The sequence below is a fragment of the Marivivens donghaensis genome (genome assembly GCF_011806565.1).
Classification (GTDB): Bacteria; Pseudomonadota; Alphaproteobacteria; order Rhodobacterales; family Rhodobacteraceae; genus Marivivens; species Marivivens donghaensis_A.
The window spans coordinates 555,483-577,341 of sequence record NZ_JAATOP010000001.1; the positions used below are offsets into that span (position 1 = coordinate 555,483).

The following is a 21,859-nucleotide window of genomic DNA, read 5'->3' on the forward strand; positions in this document are numbered from 1 at the left end:
GGTTAATCAATACGTTCGAGAGCAAACGCAGAAACAGACTGCGCACAAATGGTTTCGACCGCCATCGCATAGCGGGACGGCATCTCGGGATGGCCGGTGTCGAGCGCGGCGCGCCAGCGCATATTTTGCGGCGCTTCGGGCAGGGCGACTTCGGTCTCCGCACCCATGTTGAAGACGGCGAAAACAGCGCCTTCGCGCACCACATATTCCGGCGTGCCGGAGGCCATGCGCATCTCTACAGCGATGAGCTTCAGCTCGGGGTCGGCCCAGTCGGCATCCTCCATCAGCGTGCCGTCGGATTTGCGCCAGAAGATATCCGGCACCCCGTCAACCAGTCGGGTGCGGGAATGGAGGAAACGGGACTGGCCCAAGATGGGCTCCGACCGGCGGAAGGCGATGGCCTTTTTGACGAAGGCATAGAACTCGCGATCGGGCTCGTTCCAATCGACCCAGCCGATGGGGTTATCCTGACAATAGGCGTTGTTGTTACCCTGCTGCGAGTTGCCGATTTCGTCACCCGCGAGGATCATCGGGGTGCCTTGGCTCAGCAGCAGCGTCGCCATCATCGCGCGGCGGCGGGCGGCGCGGGTTGCAATGATCGCCTTGTCGTCGGTGTGACCTTCGACGCCGCAATTGTCCGAACAGTTGTGCGAGTGACCGTCGTTGTTGTTCTCGCCGTTCTGCTCGTTGTGCTTTTCATTGTAGCTGACGGTGTCCATCAGCGTGAAACCGTCATGCGCCGTCAAGAAGTTGACCGAGGACGTGGCAGGGCGCCCGTCGTGGTCGAAACGGATGGCGCTGCCCGACACGCGGCTGGCCAGTTTGTTGATCATGCCGCCATCGCCGCGCCACACGCTGCGGATCTGGTCGCGATATTTGTCATTCCATTCATGGAACGGCGCCGGATAGCTGCCAAGCTGATAGCCGCCCGGACCGATGTCCCACGGTTCTGCGATGAGCTTGACCTGATTGAGTAAAGGGTCCTGACGGATCGCGCGGAAGATCGGTCCGTCGCGGTCAAACTCGCCGCGCGTGCGGCCCAGCGTGGTGCAAAGGTCAAAGCGGAAACCGTCGACGTGCATCACCTCGACCCAATACCGCAGCGAGTCCATCACCAGACGCAGCGCGAACGGGTGGTCCATGTTGATGCTGTTGCCGGTGCCCGTATCGTCGATGTAATAGCGCGGGCTTTCGGCGAGGCGGTAGTAGCTGGCGTTGTCCAGACCGCGGAACGACAGCGTCGGGCCCATCTGGTTGCCCTCGGCGGTGTGGTTGTAAACCACGTCGAGGATCACCTCGATCCCGGCGGAGTGGAAACGGGCCACCATCTGCTGGAACTCTGCTATATCGCCGTAAGACATGAAGCGCGGATCGGGGGCGAAGAACCCGTAGGTCATGTAGCCCCAGTAATTTGTCAGGCCCTTTTTGATCAGGAACCGTTCGTTGAGCGACGTATGGACCGGCAGCAATTCGACCGCAGTAATGCCAAGGTCGGTGAGGTGATCGAGCATCTCGTCCGACGCCATCGCGAGGAACTTGCCTGCGTGCGGAATGTCGCGGCGACCGGCGGTGAGGCCTTTGACGTGCGCCTCGTAGATCACCGTTTCGGACATGCGCGTTTTCGGCGGCGCATCGCGGCCCCAGCTGAACGCGGGATCGACCACAACGCACTTGGGCATATACGGCGCGCTGTCCCGTTCGTCCTTGGACAGGTCAAGCGCATTCGAATTCACGTCGTAGCCAAAAAGCGCATCGTTCCAGATCGGATGCCCGCTCAGCTTCTTGGCGTAGGGATCGAGCAGCAGCTTGTGGTGGTTGAAGCGGTGGCCTTCGTCGGGGCGGTAGGGGCCATGCGCGCGGAAGCCATACTTCTGTCCCGGACGCATGCCGGGGAAGTAGCCGTGCCAGACGTGGCCGTCGCGTTCGGGAAGATCGACCAGAAGGACTTCGTGCCCTTCATCATCGAACAGGCAAAGCGTCATGCGGGTCGCATACTGCGAAAAGACCGCAAAGTTGACGCCGTCCCCGTCGAATGTAGCGCCGAGCGGGAAGGGGTGACCCGCGCGGATAGCGATATTGCTGCTCATTTCAGTGCCAGCACGTCCTTATATAGTGCCGCGTATTTCGCGGCGGATGGGCCCCAGCCAACGGGTTGGGCCATCGCGTTCTTCTGCATTTTTTCCCATGTCGCCGCGTCCTGATAAAGATCGCAGAGACGGTTGATCGCGTTCCGGAGCGCTTCGGTCGTGATCGGGCTGAACTGCACGCCAGTCGCCACCTTGGCCGCCAGCGCCGCCGGAGATGCGTTGATCACCGTATCCGCAAGCCCGCCGGTGAGCGCCACGCAGGGGATTGTACCATATCGCAGACCATAAAGCTGCGTGAGACCGCACGGTTCGAAACGGGAGGGCACGAGGATCGCGTCACCGCCCGCGATCAAGCGGTGGGATAGCGTTTCGTCATAACCGATGCGCACGCCGACGTTCTCGTGGTTGGCAAGCTCGCGGTAGGCCTGTTCAAGGCCCGCATCGCCCGACCCCAGCAGCGCAAGCTGGCCGCCGCGCGCGGTCAGGGTCGGCATGGCTTCAAGCAGCAGGTCGAGGCCCTTCTGCTCGGTCAGGCGCGAGACAACGACGCAGAGCGGGCCATTGCTTTCCGGCAGCCCGAATTCTTTCTGAAGCGCGGCCTTCGCGCGCTTTTTCCCGCGCGGGGTTTTGTAGGGCGGGATGTTGATGTCGGTCTTCGGATCCCACGCCTTATCGTCGATCCCGTTGAGGATACCCACTAGGTCATCGCGGCGATACCGCATCACACCATCAAGGCCGAAGCCGAAGTGTTCGGTCATCAGTTCTTCGGCGTAGGTCGGAGACACGGTGGTGAGCTTGTCCGCGTTAATGAGGCCCGCCTTCAGCGCGGCGATCTGGCCCCAGAATTCATAGCCTTCGGACGTGAACCGCTCGGAATCGAGGCCCAGCGTGCCGATCTTCTCGGCAGGGGCGAGGCCGTGGAATGCCATGTTGTGAATGGTCATCACCGTGCCGACTTTATCGCTCAGGCCCATCTGGTACAGGTATTCGGTCATCAGACCCGCCTGCCAGTCGTGGCCGTGCAGAACGTCGGGCCGCCAGCCATTTACCCCCTCGGCCGCAATGACGGCGGCCGCACGGCCCAGAGCGGCGAAACGTTCGGCGTTATCCGGCCAGTCGCGTCCGTCAGGGCCGAGGTAGATGTTCCCCTCGCGGTCATAAAGGTGCGGCGCGTCGAGCAGCAAGAGGTCCAGCCCCTCGACCTTGGCCGCGAGCACACGGGCGGGACCGCCCATGAGATCATCGAACGAAAGAACCTTTCGGGCGCCCTCGGCACGCGATTTGACCTGCGGATAGAGCGGCATCAGCGTCCGCATCCGGACGCCCTCCTGCTCTAGCGCGATGGGCAAAGCCCCCGCTACGTCGGCCAAGCCGCCGGTTTTCACCAGCGGCGCGCACTCGGAAACGACCGAAAGGACTTGTGTCATAGACTTGCTTCTCGCTTATCCAGCATCGATTGCGTGATGAGCGTCGTGCCTTTCGGCGTGACGCGGAACCACTTCGCATCTTCTTCGGGATCCTCGCCAACGACGAGTCCTTCGGGGATGATTACACCGCGATCGATGACAACTTTGCGTAGTCTTGCTGAACGATTAATCACTGCGTAGGGCAGAACCACCGAGTGATCGAGCACAGCATAGGAATTGGTGTGCACTTCGGTAAAGAGCAGCGAGTTGCGCACCTCGGTTCCCGAAATGATACAGCCGCCCGACACCATCGACGAAATTGCGACGCCGCGGCGGTCCTTTTCATCGTGGATGAATTTCGCCGGCGGGACGCTTTCCGAATAGGTCCAGATCGGCCAGTCGCGGTCCCAGAGATCCAGTTCGGGGGTGAAGCTGGTGAGGTCGATGTTGGCTTCCCAGAACGCATCGACGGTGCCGACGTCTTTCCAGTAGGCGGGGGCGCCTTCGTGGCGAACGCAGCTTTCGTCAAAGCGGTGCGCCATCGCCTTACCGTTCTTTACGATCTCGGGGATGAGGTCGTTGCCGAAGTCGTGGCTGGAGTTCGGATCGACGGCGTCGGCCTTCAGCAGCTCGCGCAGGAATTTCCACGAGAAGACGTAGATGCCCATCGACGCCAGCGCGAGGTTCGGGTCCTCGGGCGTTGCGGGCGGGTCTTTGGGCTTTTCGAGGAACGACGTGATCTGGCCTTGGTCGTTGGTGGCCATCACGCCGAAGGCGGTGGCCTCCATGCGCGGGACGGTCAGACAGCCGATAGTCACGTCCGCGTTGGTCTCCACGTGCTGACGGATCATCAGCTCGTAGTCCATTTTGTAGATGTGGTCGCCCGCGAGGATCACGATGTAATCGACGTCGTAGCTGTCCACGATATCCACGTTCTGCGCGACGGCGTCGGCGGTGCCGCGATACCACATGCTTTCGTCCATACGCTGCGAGGCAGGCAGGATGTCGAGGAATTCGTTGCGCTCCGCACGGAAGAAGTTCCAGCCGCGCTGGACGTGACGGATCAGGCTGTGCGCCTTGTACTGGGTCGCTAGAGCCACCTTTCGAATACCGGAGTTCATCGCGTTCGACAGGGCAAAGTCGATGATGCGGGTCTTGCCGCCGAAATACACTGCAGGCTTCACGCGGCTATCGGTAAGTTCGTGGAGGCGGCTACCGCGGCCACCGGCCAGAATGAAGGCCATCGAGCGCTGCGATAGGCGGCGTTGATTCAGGTTATCCAATTATTCCTCCCAAATTTATTCGTTATTTCCGGCGACAAAAATCACCGCTGACAATGCGGGTAACGTGACCCGAATAGAGTGCTGGTGGCCGTGCGCGGAAATGTCCTCGGCCTCGACGCCGCCGAAGTTCCCGACGTTCGCGCCGCCATAACGCTCGCTGTCGGTGTTCATGGCTTCGCGCCAGAAACCGCCCGACGGCACACCGATGCGGTAGTCTCCGCGTTCGATGGGTGTCATGTTCAGCGCGACCAGTGCGACCGCGTCATCGGTATTGCCGCGACGCAGATAGGTGAACACCGATTGCTCGGTGTTGCCGCCATCGACCCAGTCGAAGCCCTCGGGCGAGCTGTCGTTCACATGCAGCGCCGGCGTGCCCTGATAGAGATTGTTCAAGTCACGTACGAGGTTCTGGATGCCCGCGTGCTTGTGATCACCCAGAAGATCCCAGTCGAGCTGGCGATCATGGTTCCACTCGCGCCACTGCGCAAATTCGTTGCCCATGAACATGAGCTTCTTGCCCGGATGGGTCCACATGAAGCCGTAATAGGCGCGCAGGTTCGCGAATTTCTGCCACTCGTCGCCCGGCATCTTTTCGATCATCGAGCCTTTGCCGTGGACGACTTCATCGTGGCTGATCGGCAGCACAAAGTTCTCCGAATAGGCGTAGTGCAGACCGAACGTCATCAGGCTGTGATGGTGTTTGCGGTGGACGGGGTCGAGCTCCATGTACCGCAGCGTGTCGTTCATCCAGCCCATGTTCCACTTGAAGCCGAAGCCCAGACCGCCGTGGTCGACGGGGGCGGAGACTTTGGGGAATGACGTGCTTTCCTCGGCCACGGTCATGATGCCCGCGAACTCGCCATAGGTGACGGAGTTCATGTGGCGCAGCATGTCGATGGCCTCGTAATTTTCGCGGCCACCGTCCTTGTTTGGTATCCATTCACCGTCACGGCGGGAATAGTCGCGGTATAGCATCGACGCGACCGCATCCACGCGCAGGCCGTCGATGTGGTATTCTTCGAGCCAGTAAAGCGCGTTCGAAATCAGGTAGTTGGACACCTCGCGCCGACCGTAGTTGTAGATCAGCGTGTTCCAGTCTTGATGGAAGCCTTCCTTCGGATCGGCGTGCTCGTAGAGCGACGTGCCGTCGAATTTCGCCAATCCATGGGGGTCGGTGGGGAAGTGCGCAGGCACCCAGTCGATGATGATGCCAATGCCCGCAGTGTGCGCGGCGTCGACCAGATCGCGGAATTCATGCGGCGGGCCGAAACGAATGGTCGGAGCGTACATGCCCACCGGCTGATAGCCCCACGAGCCTTCGAACGGATATTCGGAGAGCGGCAGGAACTCGATATGGGTAAAGCCCAGGTCCTTGACATAGCCGACCAGTTGCTCAGCGGCTTCCTTGTAGGACAGGGGGCGGTTGCCGTCGTCGACCACGCGGCGCCACGATCCGAGGTGGACCTCGTAGATCGAAATCGGCGCGTTGCGGTTCTGCGCCTCGGCGCGGGTTTCCATCCAGCCCGCGTCGCGCCAGCCGTAGCCGCCAAGGTCACGGATGATGCTCGCGGTTTCGGGCGCGTGCTGCGCGCCAAAGCCGACGGGGTCTGCCTTCAGATGGCGTTCGCCTTCCGCGCCGATGATATCGTATTTATACCGCTGGCCGTCGTGCGCGGCGGGGATGAAAATCTCCCACACGCCGGAATTGCCACGACGGCGGAGCACATGGCGGCGGTTGTCCCAGTTGTTGAAGTCGCCAATGATCGACACGCGCTTGGCGTTCGGGGCCCACACGGCGAAGTGGGTGCCTTCGACATATTCGTGGACGATGGTGTGCGCGCCGAGGATCTTCCACAGGCGGCGGTGTTTGCCCTCGCCAAAGTAGTAATCGTCCTCGCCCGACAACACCGGCCCGAAGCTATAGGCATCGTCATATTCCCAGCGGTTGCCGAAGCCATCGTCGGCGCGCAGTTTGTACCGCGCGTCGCCAGGGACCTTGCCGCCGTATACGCCGCCGCCCAGTCGCTCCAACGGATAGACTTGGCCGTCGACGAGTGCGTCGAGCGATGCCGTGTCAGGAGCGATAGCGGTAACATAACGGTCCGGGCCTCGGCCCCGAGGGCCGAGATATTGGAAGTTGTCGGCACAGTGGCCGGAGTTCAACGCGTCGAGAATCTCGCCCGACAGAAATGGTTCAGCCGTCATGCCCCAAGTCTATGGTGGATTTCCGTGACGGCAACATATTATCCTAAAGAATAGACTATTTAGTTGCCGTTCACACCATCCAGTGTGATGTCACACGGCAAAGCACGTTCAATCACACGGATTGCGTTAGGCACATCATTGCTCTCTGCACGGCGCAGGGCATTCGCCCGCGAGTGGTTAAGTGAAAGCCAACGCTGCAAGAGGCGGGCGCGCAGTTCAGGCAGGGGAACGTCCCAGCGGATGGTGAGGTCCCACAGGTCCGCCAGATCGCGCCACGGTGCCTCGTCGAACATGAGGTAATTACCCTCGACGATCACGACCTGACAATTCGCCGGCACATAGCCCGATCCTGCGATGGACAGGTCGCGTGTGCGGTCGAAGGTGGGATGGAACACCTGTCCGCCTGCACGCAGACGGCGGATCATCTCGATGAAGCCTTGGGCGTCGAACGTCTCTGGCGCGCCTTTGCGCGGACGCATCCCCATTTCGTCGAGGATCGCGTTGTCGAGGTGGAAGCCGTCCATCGGGACGACTGCCGCCGGAATTTTGCTGAGGGTCAGACGCCGCAGAAGTTCTTCCGAAAGGGTGGACTTGCCGCTGGCGGGGGCGCCCGTGAGGGCAACAAGGATACGCTCCTTGCCTTCACGGGCTTTTTCGATCGCTTCGAGGACCAAATTGGATCGATTGGTAAGGTCCTGCATTGCTCTTTCCTTATGCCGGTGTGAGCTCCGTTTCGGGCTCTTTGGCTCCAGTCATATACGCGACTGCGTCAGACATGGTATGGTTTTTCGGATCAATTACGCACAAACGTTTACCCAATCTGTGAACGTGAATGCGGTCCGCCAGTTCAAAGACGTGCGGCATGTTGTGGCTGATCAGGATGATCGGAATGCCGCGCGATTTGACGTCCTGGATCAGTTCCAGAACGCGGCGGCTTTCCTTCACACCCAGCGCAGCGGTCGGCTCGTCGAGGATAATGACGCGCGATCCGAATGCAGCCGCGCGGGCCACGGCTACGCCCTGACGCTGACCGCCCGAAAGGGTCTCCACCGCCTGATTGATGTTCTGGATCGTCATCAGGCCCAGATCGTTCAGCTTCTGACGGGCGAAGTCTTCCATCCGCTTGTGGTCGAGCTGGCGGAACACGCTGCCCATGATGCCCGGCTTACGCAGTTCGCGGCCCATGAACATGTTGTCCGCAATGGACAGGGCAGGGGACATTGCCAGCTGCTGGTACACCGTTTCGATGCCGGCTTCGCGGGCCTCGTTCGGGCTGCCGAACTGGACGCGCTTACCGTCGAGGTAGATCTCGCCCTCGTCGGGCGTCACCGCGCCCGACAGCGCTTTGATGAGCGTCGATTTACCTGCGCCGTTGTCGCCGATGACCGCGAGGATCTCACCCGGATAGAGTTCGAAGTCGCAGTGGTCCATCGCGACCACTTTGCCGTAGCGCTTGACGAGGTTCTTTGCGTGAAGGATCGGTTCCATTATGCAGTCGCCTTTCTGATCCACTGGTCCACAGCCACAGCGCCGATGATGAGCGCGCCGATGAGCAGGTAAGTCCACTGGGCGTCAGCACCCAGCAGGCGCAGGCCGAGGGTGAACACACCCACGATGATCGCGCCGAAGATCATGCCGAGGATCGAGCCGCGTCCACCGAAGAGGGAGATGCCGCCGATCACCACAGCGGTGATGGAGTCGATGTTTGCCAGCTGGCCCGAGGTCGGCGAAACCGAACCGATACGGCCGATGAGCGCCCAGCCTGCGAAGGCACAGATGAGGCCCGACAGCATGTAGACCGAGATGAGGGTGTTGCGGGTGTTCACGCCCGAAAGCTCTGCCGCTTCGATGTCGTCGCCCACCGCATAGATGTGGCGGCCGTAAGCGGTCTGGCGCAGCACGTAGGCGAGGATGATGACGAGCAGGATCATGAAGACCACACCGTACGTGAAGACCGCTCCTCCCACGCGGAAACTGTTGCCGAAGAACTGGAGCAGCGGTGCGCTGGCTTCGATTTCCTGGCTGCGGATGGTTTCGTTAGCCGAGTACAGGAAGTTGGTTGCCAGAACGATCTGCCACATGCCGAGCGTCACAATGAACGGTGGCAGTTTGACGACAGCGACGAGGAAGCCGTTGATGAAGCCGCAGATCGAACCGCAGAGCAGGCCGCAGACAACTGCGATTTCGGGCGGCAGGCCGTAGCGGAACGCAAACTGGCCCATGACGACCGAGGACAGCACCATGATTGCGCCGACCGAAAGGTCGATGCCCGCGGTCAGGATGACCAGCGATTGCGCTGCGCCGACGATGCCGACGATCTGGATCTGCTGGAGAATGAGTGTCATCGAGAACGGCGAGAAGAAGCGGAAGCGATCCCCTTCACCAATTCCCAGAGCGCCAAGAATTGCGGTCCCGTCGATGGCAACAGCAAAGATGATGAGCGAGGCGATAAGCACGATCAGCGGAACGAGCGACGGCGTCACGTGGAGCCGGTGCTGGAAACGCTGGAATGCAGATTTGTGATTGTCCTCGAACGCAGCGACGGCATCTGCCCTATTGGCCGCGCTTTCGTAATTTTCCGTTCCTGACACGGTGCCCTCCAGAGATATCCCAAGAAACGTTATGCGTTTCTTCTAGAGAAAAGGGGCAGGCCGAAGCCCGCCCCTCGAAGATTTGTTAAATTGGCTATTAGCCCCAGCAGAGGTCGGTGCCTTCGGCGACCGAGATCGAGTCGACGCCGTCAACTGCCTTGTCGGTGACCAGAGCCACGCCGGTGTCGAAGAAGTCCTTGCCTTCGGTCGGCTGCGGCAGGGTGCCGTCAGCTGCGTACTGGGCAATCGCTTCGATGCCGAGCGAAGCCATCAGCAGCGGGTACTGCTGCGAGGTCGCGCCGATCACGCCGTCAGCAACGTTCTGGATGCCCGGGCAGCCGCCGTCGACCGAAACGATCAGGACGTCGTTTTCACGGCCGATCGACTTCAGAGCTTCGTAAGCGCCGGCAGCAGCCGGTTCGTTGATGGTGTAGACAACGTTGATCATCGGCTCGACAGCGAGAAGGGCTTCCATAGCCTTGCGGCCGCCTTCTTCGTTACCTGCGGTGACTTCGTTGCCGACGATACGGTCATCTTCTTCGTCGCCCCACTTGTTCGGGTCGCCGAGGTCGATGCCGAAGCCCTGAAGGAAGCCTTGGTCGCGCAGAACGCCAACGGTCGGCTGCGAAACGGCGAGGTCGAGCATTGCGATCTTGGCGTTGGCTGCGTCGTCACCCAGTGCACCGGCAGCCCACTGACCGATCAGTTCGCCAGCAAGGAAGTTGTCGGTTGCGAAGGTTGCGTCAGCAGCGTCGATCGGGCTCAGCGGGGTGTCGAGAGCGATGACGAGCAGGCCGTTTTCACGAGCCATTTCGACCGAGTTCACGATTGCGCTGGTGTCCGAAGCGGTCAGCAGGATACCCGATGCGCCTTCGGCGATGCAGGTTTCGATAGCAGCAACCTGGGTTTCGTGGTCGCCGTCGACCTTACCAGCGAAGGTCAGCAGGTTGATGCCGAGCTCTTCAGCCTTGGCAGTCGCACCTTCGCGCATCTTCACGAAGAACGGGTTGGTATCGGTCTTGGTGATCAGGCACGCGGTGGTGTGGTCATCAGCCGAAGCAGCGCCAGCCATAGCAACGAGGGCCAGTGCGGACCCAGCAAGAAGTTTTTTCATGTTTTCCTCCCAATGCTGCGGGGCATTCCTCAAGCCTGATCCGCAGCAGTTTCACTTTGAACACCTTTATCAAGGACGATTCGTCGGGCGCCGTCAATATTTAAATCAGTCTGATTTATTTATTGACATCGGAGCGCCGTGAGAGTGAGGCTGGGGGCGGAGGAGACAAGGGAAAAGCTATGCTTATAGGTATTCCGGCCTTACTGGGGCCCGATCTGTTGTACACGCTGCGCGCGATGGGACACGGAGACGAGATTGCAATCGTGGATGGTAACTACCCGTCACTGGCCCATGCAAAAAGGCTGGTGCGCGTGGATGGTGCAAACCTTTGTGACACGCTAAGGGCGATCCTGACGGTCATGCCGCTGGACCATGTGGTTCAGCCCGCATTCCGGTCGTCGGAAAACAACGACCCGACTCGGCGCGCCAAGGTGCACGACGAGATCGAAGCCGTTTTTGCGGAAATGACACCCGATATTCAGGTGGAGGCCATCGACGGCGATCATTTGTATTCTCGCGTGAAAGAAGCACACACGGTTGTCGCGACGATGGAGCCTGCTCTATATGCCAACGTGATATTAAGAAAAGGTATCATCTGGCCCTGAACCGGATGAACGTGGCAGCGGGCAATGGAAGAGCAAATTACAGAATGGCGCGGCGGCAGAGCGGCCAACCCGCGCGGGACAAACCAGTCGGGTCTAAGGGCCTATAACGAACGGCTGGTTCTTTCCATGCTGCACAGACAAGGCGCGATGGCGGGCAGCGATGTTGCACGCCTTGCCGGTTTGTCTGCGCAGACAGTCTCTGTGATCATGCGGCGGCTCGAACAGGACGGCCTACTGCTGCGCGGCGATCCCGTGCGCGGCAAGGTCGGCAAACCGTCTGTGCCCATGAGTGTGAACCCCGACGGCGCGTTTGCCATCGGCCTCAAGATCGGCCGCCGTACCGCTGATCTGGTATTAGCGGATCTTATGGGTCAGCCGCGTATCCAGCTCCATGCGGCCTACCGCTACCCGATGCCCGAAGCGATTGTCGATTTCCTCAAGGACGGCATCGCGACCATCAAGCGCGAATTGACCAAGGAAGAATTCGGCCGCATCGCGGGTATCGGGATCGCCAAGCCGTATGAAATCTGGAGCTGGCACGAATCCATCGGCGCGCCCGAAGGCGAGATTGCCCGCTGGAAGTTGCTCAACTTCGAAGACGAAATCGCCCAGTTCACCCATCTGCCGGTTTACGTAGACAATGACGCCACCGCCGCCTGCCGTGCGGAGCATATCTATGGGCGGGGCAGGGAGCTTGGCAGCTTCGGCTACTTCTATATCGGCTCGTTCGTCGGCGGCGGCATCGTTCTGAATGACACTGTCTTCGACGGCGCGCTCGGCAACGCGGGCTCGTTCGGCTCGCTCCCCGCCCGGCGCGCGGATGGTACTGCTTGCCAGTTGGTCGATGCGGCGTCGCTCTATCTATTAGAAGCCGATCTTGCCCGTGCGGGTGTCGATCCTAGTCGGCTTTGGGTGCAGCCTCAGGAATGGAGCGACTTTTCCGACGTCCTTGATGATTGGATCGAACGCACGTCCGCCCAGTTGGCGCAGGCCTGTCTGACCGTCTGCGCCGTGGTCGATTTCGACACCATCCTTCTGGACGGTGCGTTTCCTGAGGCCGTCCGCAAACGGATGGTCGAACGGACGCGCAGCATCATGTCGAGCCTCGATCATCGCGGCCTCATCATTCCGAAGCTCGAAGGTGGAACAATCGGGCGTAACGCCCGCGCGCTGGGCGCAGCGTCCGCTCCGATGTTCTCGCAATTCCTGCTGAATACCCATGCGGGGTTTGCACAAGGCTGATCGCTTGATACCTGACGGAGTCGAGCCAGTTTGAAGGCTGGAAGCGACAGGTATGAGAATGCATCTCAAGAAACTGGCCAAGGAGTTGGTCGAAATCTACATCGAAAGTGGCCTTGATATGGTCGCCGCTGGCATCGCGTTTTACGGGATGTTTTCGATATTTCCCGCCGTGGCTGCGTCCATCGCGATCTTCGGCCTGATTGCTGACCCGTCGGTCATCAACGATCAGCTCCAGCTGTTGCACGGCGTAATCCCGTCGGATGTCTTCGACATCTTCCAGAAACAGATTAACTCGCTGCTCGCTGCGGAAGATACCGCGCTGGGCTGGACCACAGTGGTGTCTGTCGGGCTGGCCACATGGTCGGCGAGGGCAGGGGTCGCCTCACTCATCCGCGGGCTGAACGCGATACAAGGCGTGCCGCCGCGCACTGGTCTCTGGGCCATTCTGGCATCCATCATGCTGACGGTTTCCCTACTTGCGGTTGCGCTAATCGCCTTGGCGCTGGTCGTGGTGGTGCCGATTGTCCTGAATTTCATCCCCTACGCGAGACAATGGGGTTTTACTATCGCTCTGATAAGATGGGGGGTTGCTTTATTCGTACTTTTGGCGGCACTCAGCATTCTCTACCGATTCGGTCCGAACACAACACGCCGTTTTCGCGTGGGTTGGCTCACTCCAGGGGCTGTTCTGACTGTTGTATTTTGGCTTCTGGCCTCTTGGGGCTTCTCTTTCTACCTCGCGAACTTCGGGCGCTACAATGAGGTCTATGGATCACTAGGTGCTGTGGTCGCGATGCTTATGTGGCTCTATATATCGTCGTTTTTGATACTTCTTGGGGCTGCGCTCAATATTGCGTGGCTCAGATCCGGAATCGAAGAACTCGAAGTCTCGAAAATCGGGCGCCGCAAAAAAGCCACCTCGGGGACATAATCACTAGCCAAAAGGATACATTTCACTTATCCACAAAGAAAAAAATCAATCCGGCAACAGGCTTAACGCCGGAATTTTGTGAGGTGGAGTAGTACAATGTCAGGTGTTAATTACGTTGTCCGAAATGGTTCGGGCATCCGCAGTGGAGTCGTGTCCGGAGACGGCATGGCATCGGTCATTTCTGTCGCGGCTGGCGAGGACGTGTCGCTGAATCTGGCTTCGGCGCAGATCAGCAAGTACACGCGCGACGGCCAGACGCTGAATATCGAGCTGATCGACGGCCGCGTCATCGCGATTGAGGGATACTTTACCCCCGCAGGTGTCGAACGCGCCGATCTCTATATTTCTTCCGGCAGTATTCTGCAGGATGTCGTCTTTGCAGAGGGCTCCGACGGCTACATCTGGGCGACCTATGTCGAGAGCGATCCGTTCGGGAAAACCAACCCCGACAGCGATCTGTTCTTCGTCGGTTCGCCGCAAGTTATCGCCCCCTATGACGCTGACGTCGTCGACATGCTCGACGCGCCGCTCCTCGGCGGCCTCGGCGGTGCAGCCGGTCCGGCTCTGGGCCTCGGTCTCGCGCTTCTCGGCGCCGGTCTGCTGAACGGCGGCGGTGGCGGCGGAGGCGATGGTGACGGCGATGAGGGTGTCGATGTTCAGCTCGACGCCAGCATCAAATCCGAGCCCTACATCGTTATCAACGAAGAGTCCTACCCCGACGGCTTCGAAGTTTTCGGCACTGGTACTGTCGGCGGTACCGTCACCGTAAACATTGATGGCGTCGAAAAGACCGCCACTGTCGATGCGAACGGCGACTGGTCTGTCACCTATGACGGCGGCGACATTCCCGAAGGCACATACACCGAAACCATTTCGGCCATTATCGAAGTGACCAACGATAACGGCGACGTTCTTACCGATGCCGACTCCGGTAAAGTCATTGTCGATACCGAACTGACCGTCACCCTCGATGCAGTGACCGGCGACGACTTCGTCAACGAAGCCGAAGTCGGAGCGGGCATCACGCTTACTGGTAAAGTCGAAGCGAACTCGACCGTGACCGTGAACATCGACGGCACCGAGTATGATGCGACCGTCACCGGCACCACTTGGTCGCTGGACCTGCCGGATGGCGTTGTGAACTACGGCAACTACACCGAGTCCGTCACCGTGACCGCTGTCGACTCTTTCGACAACGTTGAAGTCATCACCGGCTCGTTCGTCGTAGACAGCAGCACCTTCATCACCATCGACGCCATCGAAGCAGGCGCAGACGACGTTTTGAACGCAGCCGAAGCATCGGGCGGCGCTGTCGTGACCGGTACTGCCGAAGCAGGCGCGACCGTGACCGTCATTCTGAACCCGACCTCGTCTAACGCAATGACCCTGTCGTCGACCGCGGATGGCCAGACCAACGTGACCAAGACCACCACCGCCGATGCGGATGGCAACTGGTCGGTATCTTACACCACCAGCGAACTGCCCGACGGTGAAGGCAACGTCAAAGTCAACGCGACCGCCGAAGACGCAGCGGGCAACACCGCTTCGACCTCGACCGACCTCGACTATGACACCGTCATCGAGCTGACCCACGACAACGGTCCGGTCGGCGGCGACGGCATCGTCAATGCGGACGAGCAGAGCGGCGCAATCGTTGTGACCGGCCTTGTGGACGTAGGCTCGACCGTCAACGTCACGCTTGGCGGCGAAACGCTGACCACCACGTCGACAGACGGAACGTGGTCTGTGACTTTCCCTGCTGGCACGCTGCCGACGGGGCAGGGCATCACCGCCGATCTGACCGTTGACGCGACCGACCCTGCGGGCAACACCGCGCAGCTGAAGGAAACCATCGAAATCGACACCATCGTCGATCCACTGGCGATTGATCCGGTCGAAGGCGACAACATCATCAACGCCGAAGAGCGTGCCGACGGCATCGTCATCTCCGGCGAAGTCGAAGAAGGCTCCACCGTTCAAGTGACCTTCGACGGCATCACCAAGGATGCGGTTGTTGACGGCACCACCTGGACTGTCGAATACGATGCGGACGAAGTGCGCACCGGCGAATACGACACCGAAGTCACGGTGGTCGCGACTGACAAGAACGGCAACGTCGGCACTGTCTCCGAAGACATCACCGTGGACACAATCGCGCCGGATACGCCGATTGTGAACTCGGCTGATCAGGACCGTAACTACCTGCGTTCGGTCGGTGTTCTGAACCAGCCCGATACGCTCCAGATCTACGAGCTGGACGACACCGGCACGGTCACCAAACTGGAGATCGAGGACGAGTACGACGCCCGCTATGACGAGATCGACCTGATCCCGACCACGCCGATTGCGGATGGCGCGCAGCTCGTGCTGCAAGCCGAAGACGCGGCGGGCAACGTCGGTGCGGGTCTGTTCGTCAAATCGGTCAACGGCAACAATACGATCGATCTGGACAATCCGGGACTGGAGCAATTCGATCTGACCTCGATCGACCTCCAGTTCGCTGACAACGCGACGCTCACCATGACGGGCACGGATGTCGTTCGCCTCACCGGCGAGGACAATACGCTTACCATCTTTGGTGATACCGATGATACCTTGAGTATCTCGGGCGCAGTGGCCACTGGTCAAACTGCGGTCGTAGACCAGAAGAGTTTCACTGAGTACGAGTTGGGCGACAGCAGTACGCTGCTTATCCAGGACGATATTAACGTCGTCATCTGATAGGGTCTCGGGCCGGCGTTCTGTCGGCCCGCAACCTCTGCGATTTCGTACTCGGAGGAGCATGTGACCGGATTCAAGACAGCAGCCACACTTCTGGTCTGCGTCACCTGTGCCATCAGCCTATCGGGCTGTAGCTGGTTCGGTGGGCAGTCGGGAGTGCCAGAGGGACAGCCGTCCCAGACGGCGGCCTTGTCTCCGGAGATGATCGACGGCTCCCAATCGCGCATTATTACGGATTTGCTGAACCGCAGGTCCGTATTGCCCGAAGGGCCGCTGGCCGACATTGCGTCGGCAGTGCTCGCCTCCAACTCCCGCGCGGCTGAAGCCGAGCTGCGCGCGGCGCAATTGCGGGCGGAAGCCAAGTCCAAAAACTGGCTCCCGTCGGTTGGTCCGCAAGTGTCTCTTTCGTCTCTGGGCGACCTCGTCGCCGGAATGGTTGTCGAGCAGGTTCTGTTCGACAATGGCCGCAAGCGTGCCGAACGCGACTACGCGCAAGCGGAAGTCGAAGTAGCCGCTGTGACGTTAGCCGAAGATACCAACGAACGTGTCGCCGACGCGCTCGACCTCTACCTCACCGCCGAGGCCAAACGTGCCAGAGCGGAGGTCAGCGCCCGCGCGATGGAGCGGATGGAATACTTCGTCTACGTCATGTCTGAAAGATTGAGGGGAGGCGCGTCCAACCCGGCCGATTTCCAGCTTGTTGACAACAAGTTACAGGAAATGCGGGCCGAGCTGACCGCCGACAGGGAGGCCGCCGCTGCCGCACTTGCGCAGCTCAACGCCATGACGGATACGCCGGTGGACGGGATCCACGGGCTGACCGCTCTTTCTCCTCCGGCGGCCAATGCCGTGCCGCTGCCGGTCATGCGTGCCGAAGCTGAAGGCAATCAGGCGGTGGCCTCCGCGCGTTACGAACGTGCCGGATACCTGCCGGGACTGAGCGCCAGCGGCGGAGTTTCCTCTGATGGTGACACCGAGGGCGGCTTGAACGTCCTCATTCCGAACGGATTGGGCCTCGGCTCTTCCGCTGCGATACAGGCAATCGAGGCCGAAGAAATGGCCGCGACCGCCCGTGCCCAGCGGATCAACGAGGAACTGGCGCGCCGCATCGCAGGACTTCGCGTCCAGCTTGTCACGCTCCAGAACCGCCAGACGCAAGCTGCGCAACTGGCAGTCCAGACCGCACGGAACTACGAGACTTTTGCCGAGCAGCGTCACGCAGGAATGCGGACGGTCATGGATGTCGTGAACGTCTTTGAAGCCAAGGTCCGTACCGAACGCCAGTCTGTTGAAGTGGTCTACGAAATCGCTCGTGTCGAAATCCAGATCGCGGCCCTTCTGGGCACGCTCGTTGATGGAGAGAGTATATGAGTGGACCGGTTATCGCCTTCAACGTGCACAGCAAAAAGAAGGGTGGCAAGAAACTCAAAGCCGCCGTTCCCGAGCCGGACGTTGCCCCCGAGATCGCGCCCGAACCAGAAGTTCAGGAAGAGCCGCACCACAAAGACTACGACGAGCGTTTCAGCGCCAAAGCCCGCGCCCGCGCCGACATCGCGTCCGTTTACGCCGGCGTGTTGGGCGTTATCCTGATCCGCGCCGATCTGCTGGAAAGCATCGGCGCCGCAGGGCAGGAAACGATTAGCGCCGAGGCCATCGCAGGCGCGCTGACCGACGCGGGGCTGGTCACATCGGTCCGCAAGGTCAGGAAACTCACCCCCGAAGCATGGCCCGCGCTGGCCGAGATGACATCGGGGCAGGTGGTTCTGGTGCTCGAACAGCAGGACAACACGCTGTTCGTTTATGACGTCACCTGCAAAGGCAACCGCGCCGAAGTCTCGGTCGATGAATTCATGTCGGTTTATGCGGGCGCGATCATCCGTTCTGACGTGGCCGTCACCGAACTGGCCCGCCGCCACGCGGAAAAGGGCGAGAAGCCGCATTGGTTCTGGGGGCAGTTGGCCCGCTTCCGCCGCAATATTTTCGAGGTCGCGCTCGGCTCGTTCGTCGCGAACCTTCTCGCCGTGACCGTGGCGCTCTTCAGCCTTCAGGTCTACGACCGCGTTATTCCGAACCAGTCCACCGCGACCCTGTGGGTGCTCGCGATGGGCGCCAGTTTTGCCATTCTGCTCGAAGCGTTCCTGCGCATCGCCCGCGCGCGCCTTGTGGATAGCGCCGGTCGCCAGATCGAACTGAAGGTGATGCGCCTGCTGGCCGACAAAGTGCTTGGCATGAAGGCGGGTATCGGGATGAGCCCCGCGCAGACCTTCTCTGCCGTGCGCGATTTCAGCGCGATCCGTGAGTTTTTCACCGCATCGACCATCGGCTCGCTGACGGATCTGCCGTTCATTTTTCTCTTCCTCGCGCTCGTCGCCTCAATTGGTGGCAATGTGGTCTGGGTGCTGGTTGCAGGCGGCGTTCTGATGATCCTGCCGAGCCTGCTGATGCAGCGCAAAATGGTCGAACTGACCCGCCAGACCCAAGGTGCGAGCATCCGCTCCAGCCGTCTGCTCCAAGAAATCGTCTACGACACCGACAGCATCAAGGCGACCCGCGGCGAGGATCGTTTTCGCCGCCAATGGGCCGAACTGTCGGCGCTCAGCTCGCTCGCCAGTAGCGAACAGCGCAAACTCGGTGCCGCCCTCACGTTCTGGAGCCAAGGGGTCCAGCAGGCGACCTATGTCTCCGCCGTCGTCTTTGGCGCGTTCCTTGTTTTTGCTGGCGAATATACCGTCGGCACCATCATCGCGGTTGGCATCCTGACGGGCCGGACGCTCGGTCCCCTCACGCAGCTTGCCGGCACGTTGTCCCGTTGGGCGAACGTCAAAAGCGCGCTCGACGCGCTGGATGCGGTTGCCGGTGCGCAGCAGGACACCGAAGAGACCCGCAGCTATCTGCGCCGCGAAACGCTCAAAGGCGAGTTCGAACTGCATGACCTCGTTTATCAGTACGACGACGAGGGGCTAAACGCGGTCCGAATGACCGGCTTCAAGATCCCCGCAGGCCAGAGGGTTGCGATCCTCGGCGCGAATGGCTCCGGGAAATCGACGCTGCTCAAACTGCTGTCCGGCCTTCTTGCGCCGACCGGCGGTCGCGTGATGATCGACGGCGTGGATATGTCCCAAGTGATGCCGCGCGACCTGCGCCGCAACATCGGCTATCTGGGGCAGGACGTGCGCCTGTTCGCAGGTACGCTCCGCGATAACCTGAACATGACCATGCTGGAACGCGACGAGGATCGCTTGCTTGAAGCACTCGATTTCTCGGGTCTGGGCGAGTTCGTCCGCAGCCACCCCAAGGGCCTCGACATGGTCATCGCCGATGGCGGGCAGGGGCTTTCGGTCGGTCAGCGCCAGTCCATCGGCTGGGCGCGCATCTGGCTGCAAGACCCGCAGATCGTTCTGCTTGATGAACCGACTGCCGCGATGGACCAGACGCTCGAACGCACGCTGGTGGCGCGCCTTGATACGTGGCTCGAAGACCGGACCGCCGTCATCGCGACGCACCGTATGCCGATCCTCCAACTCGCCCACCGCACCGTTGTCCTGCAAAAAGGTCAGCTCGCGGTGGACGGTAATCGTGACGAGGTTCTCGCGCATCTGAGCAAGGCCAAGGGAGGACAGGCCCAATGACCACGATCGACGCAGAATTCGACAGGGGCGTCCGCTCCTCAAGCGCCATCATCTGGCTCGTCGGCCTGACTGTTCTGGTTTTCATCGTCTGGGCGCGCTTCGCTTGGGTGGACGAGATCGTGCGTACCGACGGAGCCGTTGTTTCGGGTGCGCGTCCGCAGATCGTTCAGAACCTCGAAGGCGGCATCCTTGCTGAGCTTCTGGTGAGCGAAGGCGACACTGTCCAACCCGGCCAAGTGCTTGCCCGCCTGCGCGGCACCCAGTTCCAGACCCGCGTCGAAGACCTCACCGATCAGGTGGTCGCCGCCGAAATCCGCCGTCTGCGCCTTGAGGCAGAAATAGCGGGCCTTTCGACGTTCGACGTTCCCGCCGAACTGGCGCAGCAGAACCCCGACATGGTGTCGTCCGAACAGGCGCTGCTCGCTGCGCGTCAGGCCGACTACCAGAGCAAGGTGGACAGCGCCGCAAACGTCCTTCGCGAAACCAATCGCGAGTTGGAATCGATGGAGGAGATGTTCACCCGCGATATTGTCGCCCTGTTCGAGGTCACACGCTCGCGCAAGCAGCAGTCCGACGCCGAGATCAAATACAATGACATCGTAACGGGCGCGGAACTGGCGCGCGCCAACGAATACTCAGAGGTGCTACAGCAGATCGCGACCCTGTCGCAGGACCTCAAGCTCGTGCAGGACCAATTGGACCGCACCGTGATCACCGCGCCGATGCTTGGCGTTGTGAACAACCTTGGGGTTACGACCATCGGCGGCGTCATCAGACCGGGAGAGGAGATTTTCCAGATCATCCCGCTTGATGATGAACTGATGATTGAAGCCCGCGTTCCGCCCCGCGACATCGCAAACGTGCGGGCAGGGCAGCAGGCGACGATCAAGCTATCCGCTTACGATTACACGATCTTTGGCAGCCTGAAGGGCGAAGTGGTGTATGTGTCCGCCGATACGTTCAAAGATGACCGTGTCGTTGACGGCGATCCGCACTACCGCGTGACACTCAGCGTCGACCGCGATGCGATGACCGACCGCCAGCGCGGGATCGAGATCCGTCCGGGCTTGCAGGCTACGGTAGAGTTGCAGACGGGCCAGAAAACGATCCTGCAATATCTGACCAAGCCGCTCTATCGCGGATCAGAGGCACTACACGAACGCTGACGATCACGTCATCGACGAAAGTTGCAGCAGGGCCGAGAGGCCCTGTTTTGCTTTGGCGCGGCAACTTCGAACAGCGCAGGTGCATCGGTTTTTTCGTAAAGTTGTCACGAGTCTGCTGGGCGCGCCTTGAAGGTCCGCCAACCTGCAACTAACATTTGCTTAGACATTTGTGATTACGACGTACGCGTCCCAAGACGAGGCACTAGAATAACATGCAAGATCCGGTCGAGATTTATAACAACCTCGTTCCTATGGTGGTCGAACAGACCGCTCGTGGCGAACGCGCGTACGACATCTTCTCGCGCCTCCTGAAAGAGCGCATCATTTTCGTCAACGGCCCCGTCCATGACGGTATGGCCCAGCTGATCGTTGCCCAGCTGCTGTTCCTTGAATCGGAAAACCCGAAGAAGGAAATCAGCATGTACATCAACAGCCCGGGCGGCGTTGTGACTGCCGGTCTGTCGATCTACGACACTATGCAGTATATCCGTCCGAAGGTTTCGACTCTCGTTGTCGGTCAGGCTGCGTCGATGGGCTCGGTTCTGTCGATGGCTGGCGAAAAAGGTATGCGCTTTGCCCTGCCGAACGCCCGTATCATGGTTCACCAGCCGTCGGGTGGTTATCAGGGTCAGGCAACCGATATCATGATCCATGCGCGCGAAACCCAGAAGGTTCGCGAGCAGCTTTACAAGCTCTATGTCCACCACTGCGGTCAGACCTACGAAGAGGTCGAGCGCGCTCTGGAACGCGATAACTTCATGTCGCCGCAAGAGGCAAAGGACTGGGGTCACATCGACGAGATTCTCGAAAACCGCCCTGACGCGGCGGAGTAAACGCTCGCGTGAAACTGACGTTTTATGCGTTGTGAAGGACTGGTTG

At 60.4% G+C, this 21,859-nt stretch carries 16 protein-coding genes; 8 read left to right on the forward strand and 8 right to left on the reverse strand.

Annotated features, from left to right (window positions below; genetic code table 11):
• Positions 1-2: 2 nt before the first annotated feature.
• The 8 genes from glgX to HCZ30_RS02760 all read right to left on the reverse strand — a co-directional run bounded on the left by glgX (position 3) and on the right by HCZ30_RS02760 (position 10,686).
• A complete protein-coding gene (gene glgX / locus HCZ30_RS02725) occupies positions 3-2,087 on the reverse strand; it encodes a glycogen debranching protein GlgX (RefSeq protein WP_167636220.1) in 2,085 nt (694 codons plus the stop codon).
• A complete protein-coding gene (gene glgA / locus HCZ30_RS02730; protein ID WP_167636221.1) occupies positions 2,084-3,514 on the reverse strand; it encodes a glycogen synthase GlgA in 1,431 nt (476 codons plus the stop codon). Before glgA ends, glgX begins: the two co-directional genes overlap by 4 nt.
• Positions 3,511-4,767: a glucose-1-phosphate adenylyltransferase gene (gene glgC / locus HCZ30_RS02735; protein ID WP_167636263.1), complete on the reverse strand. Its 1,257-nt coding sequence runs from the start codon at positions 4,765-4,767 to the stop codon at positions 3,511-3,513. The genes glgA and glgC overlap by 4 nt, the downstream gene beginning before the upstream one ends.
• A 24-nt stretch (positions 4,768-4,791) precedes the next feature.
• The gene (glgB, locus tag HCZ30_RS02740) at positions 4,792-6,981 is read right to left on the reverse strand and encodes a 1,4-alpha-glucan branching protein GlgB (protein ID WP_167636222.1); all 2,190 of its coding nucleotides are present in this window, start codon (positions 6,979-6,981) and stop codon (positions 4,792-4,794) included.
• 59 nt (positions 6,982-7,040) lie between these two features.
• Positions 7,041-7,682: a sugar transporter gene (locus HCZ30_RS02745; RefSeq protein WP_167636223.1), complete on the reverse strand. Its 642-nt coding sequence runs from the start codon at positions 7,680-7,682 to the stop codon at positions 7,041-7,043.
• Positions 7,683-7,692: 10 nt separating this feature from the next.
• Complete coding sequence (locus HCZ30_RS02750) at positions 7,693-8,469, reverse strand: ATP-binding cassette domain-containing protein (RefSeq protein ID WP_167636224.1); 777 nt, start codon at positions 8,467-8,469, stop codon at positions 7,693-7,695.
• Positions 8,469-9,572: an ABC transporter permease subunit gene (locus HCZ30_RS02755; RefSeq protein ID WP_167636225.1), complete on the reverse strand. Its 1,104-nt coding sequence runs from the start codon at positions 9,570-9,572 to the stop codon at positions 8,469-8,471. The genes HCZ30_RS02750 and HCZ30_RS02755 overlap by 1 nt, the downstream gene beginning before the upstream one ends.
• Positions 9,573-9,669: 97 nt before the next feature.
• A complete protein-coding gene (locus tag HCZ30_RS02760) occupies positions 9,670-10,686 on the reverse strand; it encodes a sugar ABC transporter substrate-binding protein (protein ID WP_167636226.1) in 1,017 nt (338 codons plus the stop codon).
• 179 nt (positions 10,687-10,865) lie between these two features.
• On the opposite strand from HCZ30_RS02760, the gene HCZ30_RS02765 reads away from it, so the two are divergent.
• The 8 genes from HCZ30_RS02765 to HCZ30_RS02800 all read left to right on the forward strand — a co-directional run bounded on the left by HCZ30_RS02765 (position 10,866) and on the right by HCZ30_RS02800 (position 21,813).
• A complete protein-coding gene (locus tag HCZ30_RS02765) occupies positions 10,866-11,291 on the forward strand; it encodes an RbsD/FucU family protein (protein WP_167636227.1) in 426 nt (141 codons plus the stop codon).
• Between the two features lie 24 nt (positions 11,292-11,315).
• Positions 11,316-12,533 carry an ROK family transcriptional regulator gene (locus HCZ30_RS02770; RefSeq protein WP_167636228.1) on the forward strand — a complete coding sequence of 406 codons (1,218 nt, stop codon included), beginning with the start codon at positions 11,316-11,318 and terminating at the stop codon, positions 12,531-12,533.
• Between the two features lie 58 nt (positions 12,534-12,591).
• Entirely contained in the window at positions 12,592-13,464 is an 873-nt protein-coding gene (locus HCZ30_RS02775) for a YihY/virulence factor BrkB family protein (RefSeq protein WP_167636229.1), read from the forward strand.
• 96 nt (positions 13,465-13,560) lie between these two features.
• Entirely contained in the window at positions 13,561-16,185 is a 2,625-nt protein-coding gene (locus HCZ30_RS02780; RefSeq protein WP_167636230.1) for a hypothetical protein, read from the forward strand.
• Positions 16,186-16,248: 63 nt separating this feature from the next.
• Positions 16,249-17,556, forward strand: coding sequence for a TolC family protein (locus HCZ30_RS02785; protein WP_167636231.1), 1,308 nt, complete (start codon positions 16,249-16,251; stop codon positions 17,554-17,556).
• Positions 17,553-19,814 (forward strand): ATP-binding cassette domain-containing protein, encoded by a 2,262-nt coding sequence (locus HCZ30_RS02790; RefSeq protein WP_167636232.1) that lies wholly within the window; start codon positions 17,553-17,555, stop codon positions 19,812-19,814. Before HCZ30_RS02785 ends, HCZ30_RS02790 begins: the two co-directional genes overlap by 4 nt.
• Positions 19,811-20,980, forward strand: a complete 1,170-nt coding sequence (locus HCZ30_RS02795) for an HlyD family efflux transporter periplasmic adaptor subunit (protein WP_167636233.1) — start codon at positions 19,811-19,813, stop codon at positions 20,978-20,980. The genes HCZ30_RS02790 and HCZ30_RS02795 overlap by 4 nt, the downstream gene beginning before the upstream one ends.
• A 212-nt stretch (positions 20,981-21,192) precedes the next feature.
• Positions 21,193-21,813 (forward strand): ATP-dependent Clp protease proteolytic subunit, encoded by a 621-nt coding sequence (locus HCZ30_RS02800; protein ID WP_167636234.1) that lies wholly within the window; start codon positions 21,193-21,195, stop codon positions 21,811-21,813.
• Positions 21,814-21,859: the final 46 nt, after the last annotated feature.

What these genes read in the sequence shown, in the direction of transcription:
- glgB (WP_167636222.1), bottom strand. Translation starts at nt 6,981, where the DNA reads ATGACGGCTGAACCATTTCTGTCGGGCGAGATTCTCGACGCGTTGAAC.
- HCZ30_RS02780 (WP_167636230.1), top strand. Translation starts at nt 13,561, where the DNA reads ATGTCAGGTGTTAATTACGTTGTCCGAAATGGTTCGGGCATCCGCAGT.
- HCZ30_RS02760 (WP_167636226.1), bottom strand. Translation starts at nt 10,686, where the DNA reads ATGAAAAAACTTCTTGCTGGGTCCGCACTGGCCCTCGTTGCTATGGCT.
- HCZ30_RS02790 (WP_167636232.1), top strand. Translation starts at nt 17,553, where the DNA reads ATGAGTGGACCGGTTATCGCCTTCAACGTGCACAGCAAAAAGAAGGGT.
- HCZ30_RS02800 (WP_167636234.1), top strand. Translation starts at nt 21,193, where the DNA reads ATGCAAGATCCGGTCGAGATTTATAACAACCTCGTTCCTATGGTGGTC.
- HCZ30_RS02765 (WP_167636227.1), top strand. Translation starts at nt 10,866, where the DNA reads ATGCTTATAGGTATTCCGGCCTTACTGGGGCCCGATCTGTTGTACACG.
- HCZ30_RS02745 (WP_167636223.1), bottom strand. Translation starts at nt 7,682, where the DNA reads ATGCAGGACCTTACCAATCGATCCAATTTGGTCCTCGAAGCGATCGAA.
- HCZ30_RS02770 (WP_167636228.1), top strand. Translation starts at nt 11,316, where the DNA reads ATGGAAGAGCAAATTACAGAATGGCGCGGCGGCAGAGCGGCCAACCCG.
- HCZ30_RS02775 (WP_167636229.1), top strand. Translation starts at nt 12,592, where the DNA reads ATGCATCTCAAGAAACTGGCCAAGGAGTTGGTCGAAATCTACATCGAA.
- HCZ30_RS02750 (WP_167636224.1), bottom strand. Translation starts at nt 8,469, where the DNA reads ATGGAACCGATCCTTCACGCAAAGAACCTCGTCAAGCGCTACGGCAAA.
- glgX (WP_167636220.1), bottom strand. Translation starts at nt 2,087, where the DNA reads ATGAGCAGCAATATCGCTATCCGCGCGGGTCACCCCTTCCCGCTCGGC.
- glgA (WP_167636221.1), bottom strand. Translation starts at nt 3,514, where the DNA reads ATGACACAAGTCCTTTCGGTCGTTTCCGAGTGCGCGCCGCTGGTGAAA.
- HCZ30_RS02795 (WP_167636233.1), top strand. Translation starts at nt 19,811, where the DNA reads ATGACCACGATCGACGCAGAATTCGACAGGGGCGTCCGCTCCTCAAGC.